Annotated in this window: 3 protein-coding genes; all 3 read left to right on the top strand. The window is 61.0% G+C overall.

Annotation, left to right across the window (positions count from 1 at the left end; all coding sequences use genetic code 11):
• A partial coding sequence (locus ABX749_RS21285) for a DUF1553 domain-containing protein (protein WP_372897750.1) occupies positions 1 to 862 on the top strand: 862 nt, incomplete at its 5' end.
• Positions 863 to 874: 12 nt separating this feature from the next.
• Entirely contained in the window at positions 875 to 2203 is a 1329-nt protein-coding gene (locus ABX749_RS21280) for a DUF1501 domain-containing protein (protein ID WP_372897748.1), read from the top strand.
• Positions 2200 to 5058, top strand: a 2859-nt coding sequence (locus tag ABX749_RS21275; protein ID WP_372897747.1) for a DUF1553 domain-containing protein, incomplete at its 3' end; no start/stop codon positions are given. The genes ABX749_RS21280 and ABX749_RS21275, both read left to right, overlap by 4 nt.

The raw sequence follows: 5058 nt of genomic DNA, 5'->3' as shown, positions 1-5058 counted from the left end.
GTGGCTGACGCACCCCGACCACCCGCAAACCGCCCGCGTCATCGTCAACCGAATCTGGATGCATCTGTTCGGCCGCGGCATCGTCACCACGCCCGATGACTGTGGTGTGTACGGCGCCCGCCCGTCGCACCCCGAGTTGTTGGACCACTTGGCCAACCGATTCGTCCGCGAGGGTTGGTCGATCAAGCGGATGATCCGGGCGATTGTGTTGTCGCGAACGTACGGTCTGAGCAGCCTGGCCGACTCGGGAATGACCGAACAGGATCCGGAAAACATTTGGTTGTCGCGACACGCTCGCAAACGGCTGGATGCGGAATCGCTGCGAGACAGCATGCTGCAAGCCAGTGGCCGGCTGGATTACGCCCCGGGAAAAGGGTCCGCGATCGAAACGTTGGACACGTTGATCAACTGGCCGCCGGGTGCCTCGACCGACCTGCACCGCCAGTCCTATCACCGCAGTGTTTACCTTTGCATGCTGCGTCACGCGCCTCCCCAAGAACTGGCCGCGTTTGATCTTCCTGACGGTGTCAGCGTGCGGGGCAAACGCGATGTCACGACCTTGCCGACGCAATCGTTGTTCTTGATCAACAGCGTGTTTGCGGTGGAACAATCGCGTGAATTGGCCCGCCGGGTGCTCGATGATGACTTGCGTGATGACGGGGATCGGCTGCGGGCCATTTTTTCCGCCGTGCTGGGGCGACATCCCAGTGAATCAGAGCGAGACCGATCGTTCGCGTATCTGCGCACCACCGAAGCCTCACTCGCGGGCGGCGACGAAGACCGGGACCCATGCCGATTGCATGCCTGGGCAAGTCTCGCCCAGGCCTTGATGACGACCAACGAATTCCGTTACGTGGATTGAGAGAGAGCCGCCATGATTTCACGTCGATCCATGCTGCAAACCGCTTCCTGTGGCTTTGGCTTTCTGTCCCTGCAAGCGCTGTTACAGCAGTCGGCCGGCGCGTCCACCGAGAGGACAACGCCCCAGCTCGCGCGTGCCAAACGTGTCATCTTCCTCTGCATGAGCGGCGGTCCGGCGCAAATGGACACGTTCGATTACAAACCACAAACGGGAAACAAAAAACATCCGGGATCGGTTTTTGAGTTCCAACAGCGTGGCGAAAGCGGGTTGTGGGTGTCCGAATTGATGCCCGAAACCGCCAGACACGCCGACCGATTGTGCGTCATCAACGGGATGTATTGTGACACCGGAAACCACGCCCAATCGTTCCTGCAACTCCACACCGGTGAGAAACTGCGAAAGCGTCCGAGCATGGGCTCGTGGATCTCGTACGGACTGGGCAGCGAGAACGCGGACCTGCCCAGCTTCGTCAGTTTGAATGCAGCCAAGCCGTCGGTCTACTCCAGCGAGTTCCTGCCCACGGAGTTCGCCGGCACACCGATCGGCACCAACGGCGAAGACATGTCGTTGGCGACCATCCGCGACATCTCGGGGAACCATTTGCCGGCCGAAGTCAAACGCAGCCAACTCGATTTCGTGCAATCGATGAACCGAGACCACTTGTCCGACCGAAACGGCGATGCGGCGCTCGAAGGCGTGATCGAATCGATGGAGCTTGCCTTTCGAATGCAAGCCGCGGCACCGGAACTGCTCGATCTGAGCAACGAGACCGAAGCGACGTTGCGTCGCTACCGCGTGGGTAAAAAGCTGTCGGTCGGAACCTGCCGACCGACCGACTTCGGCCGCCAATGTTTGTTGGCGCGGCGTTTGGCCGAAGCCGGGGTGCGTTTCATCGAAGTCAACCATGGCGGTTGGGACCAGCACAAGAATCACCGACGTGACTTGAAGGCGAATTGCGAAACCGTGGACGCACCGATCGCCGCTCTGTTGGAAGACCTGGCCGCACGAGGGTTGCTCGACGACACGTTGCTGGTCTGGGGCGGTGAATTCGGTCGGCCGGGGTTGGTTCCCGATGACGGCAAAGACGAAACCGGTCACAACTCAAAAGGGTTCACGTTCTGGCTGGCCGGCGGCGGCGTCAAGGGAGGACACGTACACGGCCGCACCAGCGAAACCGGTGATCGGGCGGTCGAAGGCAAAGTCCACTTTCGAGACCTGCATGCCACCATCCTGCACTTGATGGGATTGCGGCACGATCAACTGACCTATCACCACGGCGGACGAACGCATCGGCTGACCGGTCCCGAAGACGCCAAGGTCGTCCACGAGTTGTTCGCATGAGACGATCGGCGTTTCAATTCGCAACGGGCGTCGGAACGCTCAAAGCCAGCGGCATGACGTTGAAAATTGCACCGCGTCCACGAACGGGTTGCGAACGAGTTGTCGTTGCCATTGCCGCCGCCTGCACCCTGGTGCTGTTCGCGATGGCGTCCGACGTCACGGCCGCCCCGCCGATGTTCGAAGACGCCGTCCAAGCGGTGTTGGCAACTAAATGCGGCAAGTGCCATAGCGGCGAAGTCCAAAAGGGCGAACTCGATCTTTCCTCGATGACCGGCGTGCGCCGGGGCGGTGAGTCCGGTGATCCATTGCTCGCCGAATCGATCGACGAAAGTCGACTGTGGTCGGTGATTGCCGACGGGGAAATGCCGCCCGACGGCGAACCGCCACTCGACGCCGACGAACGAAAATCCATTCACACCTGGATCGAAGCCGGCGGCCATTCAAAAGTCGCGGCCGAATCGAAATCCGAAACCGTCGACCAACACGACGTGCTGCCAATCCTCCTGCTCCGTTGCAACACCTGTCACGGACCGCGCATCCGACAAGCCGGCGTCGACCTTCGCAGCCGCGCCGCCATGATCGCAGGAGGCAAGAACGGACCGGCCATGATCCCCGGCGACGCCGATGCGAGCCCGATGATCCGGCGCATCGAAAGCCATGCCTGTCCGCCCAGTGAGTCTCTGTTGAAATTCTTCGTGCGGCGTCCAACTAAGGCCGAAACGCAGACATTGCGTCAGTGGATCGACGCCGGGGCGCCACTGGCCGGTGTAACCCTGGCCGGTGTAACCCTGACCGAGGCAACACTGGCCGGTGCAACGCAAGCTTCTGATCCCGAGCCGTCCAGTCGTGCGGTCGCCGACGAAGACCGACAACACTGGGCGTTCCAGCCGCCGGTCGCAACAAGCCGTTTCCGTTCGATTGACGCATTCATCCTCGACCGGCTTGCCGAGAACGACCTCTCACTCGCCCCGACCGCCGATCGCGACACGTTGATTCGACGTGCCCATATCGACCTGATCGGTCTGCCGCCCAGCCCGGACGAGTACCTGTTCTGGCGCGATTCAGACGACCCGAATTGGTATGCCCAGATGATCGATCGGTTGCTCGCGTCGAACCACTATGGGGAGCGATGGGGCCGCTATTGGTTGGATCTGGCCGGCTACGCGGATTCCGAAGGCGGCATCTCCGCCGACCCGATTCGCAAGGTTGCATGGAAATACCGCGACTACGTCATCCGGGCGTTCAACGACGACAAGCCCTACGACCAATTCCTACTGGAGCAACTCGCCGGTGACGAACTGGTCGACTATCAAAACGCCGACACCATCACCGATGCCATCGTCGACCAACTGATCGCCACCGGATTCCTGCGGATGGGAATCGACGAGACCGGGTCGCGCACGATGAACTTCGTCCCCGAGCGGCTGAAAGTCATCAGCGACGCAATCACCGTCGTCAGCGAAGGGCTGATGGGTTTGACGATGGAGTGTGCACGTTGCCATTCGCACAAGTACGACCCGATTCCCCATCGCGACTACTACCGGCTCAAGGCGGTGTTCCAAGGCGCGCTGGACGAACATGACTGGGACAGCTTCAAGACACGGACACTGAACGTCGCCACCCCCGAGCACCGGCGCAAGGTCGCCGAGAAAAATCCGCCGCTGGAAAAACAGATCAAACAACTGCAAGGCCAACAAAAACAATGGACGGCCGACTTGCAGTTGCAGCTGTTGCGCGATCACTATCCCGATCAATCCGAAGACGACAACCGGGCGACGTTGAACGCGTTGAAGAAAGCCGACAACAATCGCACGCTGAAGCAAAAGATCTTGGTCGAACGACTTGTCAAAGCCGAACTGCGTCCCGATTCCCAGCAATCCGAGCGCGCCCTTTCGCTGCGGCAACAGATCGAAGACGCCGATCGCCAAATTGATCGTGTGCGGCGCAAGATGGCTCCACCGCTCGCGATCCGGGCGCTCTGGGACCTGGGACGTCCCTCACCGACCTACGTGTTGCGACGCGGTGAACACGACAAACCCGGCGATCCGGTGGCTGCCGGCGTACCCGCGGTGCTGACCGACCAACGCAATCCGTTCGTCGTCACGCCCCCGTTCCCCGACGGCACCGCCAAGACCGGCCGCCGACTCGCGCTGGCACGCTGGTTGACCAACCCCAATCACCCGCTGACCGCGCGCGTGATGGTCAACCGAATCTGGCACCACCATTTCGGAACCGGATTGGTCAAGGACCTGGAAAACTTTGGCGTCCAGGGTGAGCGTCCTTCGCACCCCGAGTTGCTCGACTGGTTGGCGATCGAATTCATCCGGCGCGGCTGGAGCATCAAGGAGATGCATCGGCTGATCATGAATTCGCGCGTCTACCAACAATCCAGTCAGGTTACCGAGCGGGCGCACCAAGTCGATCCGCAAAACCGACTGCTCTCGCACATGAACCTGCGTCGCATGGATGCCGAAGCGCTGCGTGATTCGCTGCTTGCGATCGCCGGCCGACTGGACACCACGCCGGGCGGACTCCCCGACACCGTCTCCATCGATCGCGACGGCTTGGTCAGCGCCAATGCGACCGACGGCGGCGGCTGGCGGCGAAGCGTTTACCTGCAATACCGGCGAACCGAAATCCCGACGATGATGGACACGTTTGACTATCCCCAAATGGGCCCCAACTGTTTGTCGCGAAACGTGTCCACGGTCTCTCCCCAGGCACTCATGCTGATGAACAACGGCCGCGTCCGAGAGCTTGCCGCCGCGATGGCTGATCGCGTTGAAACCATCGTTTGTGACAAGAACAGCGATGACGAAGACTGCCTCGACGAAGCCACGGTCGAGACGGTTTAC

Origin of the sequence: Stieleria sp., from assembly GCF_041595215.1 — a bacterium.
Taxonomy (GTDB): Bacteria; Planctomycetota; Planctomycetia; order Pirellulales; family Pirellulaceae; genus Stieleria; species Stieleria magnilauensis.
The sequence above is the reverse complement of the archived record's forward strand: the minus strand, read 5'-3'. Positions and strand labels throughout refer to the sequence as shown.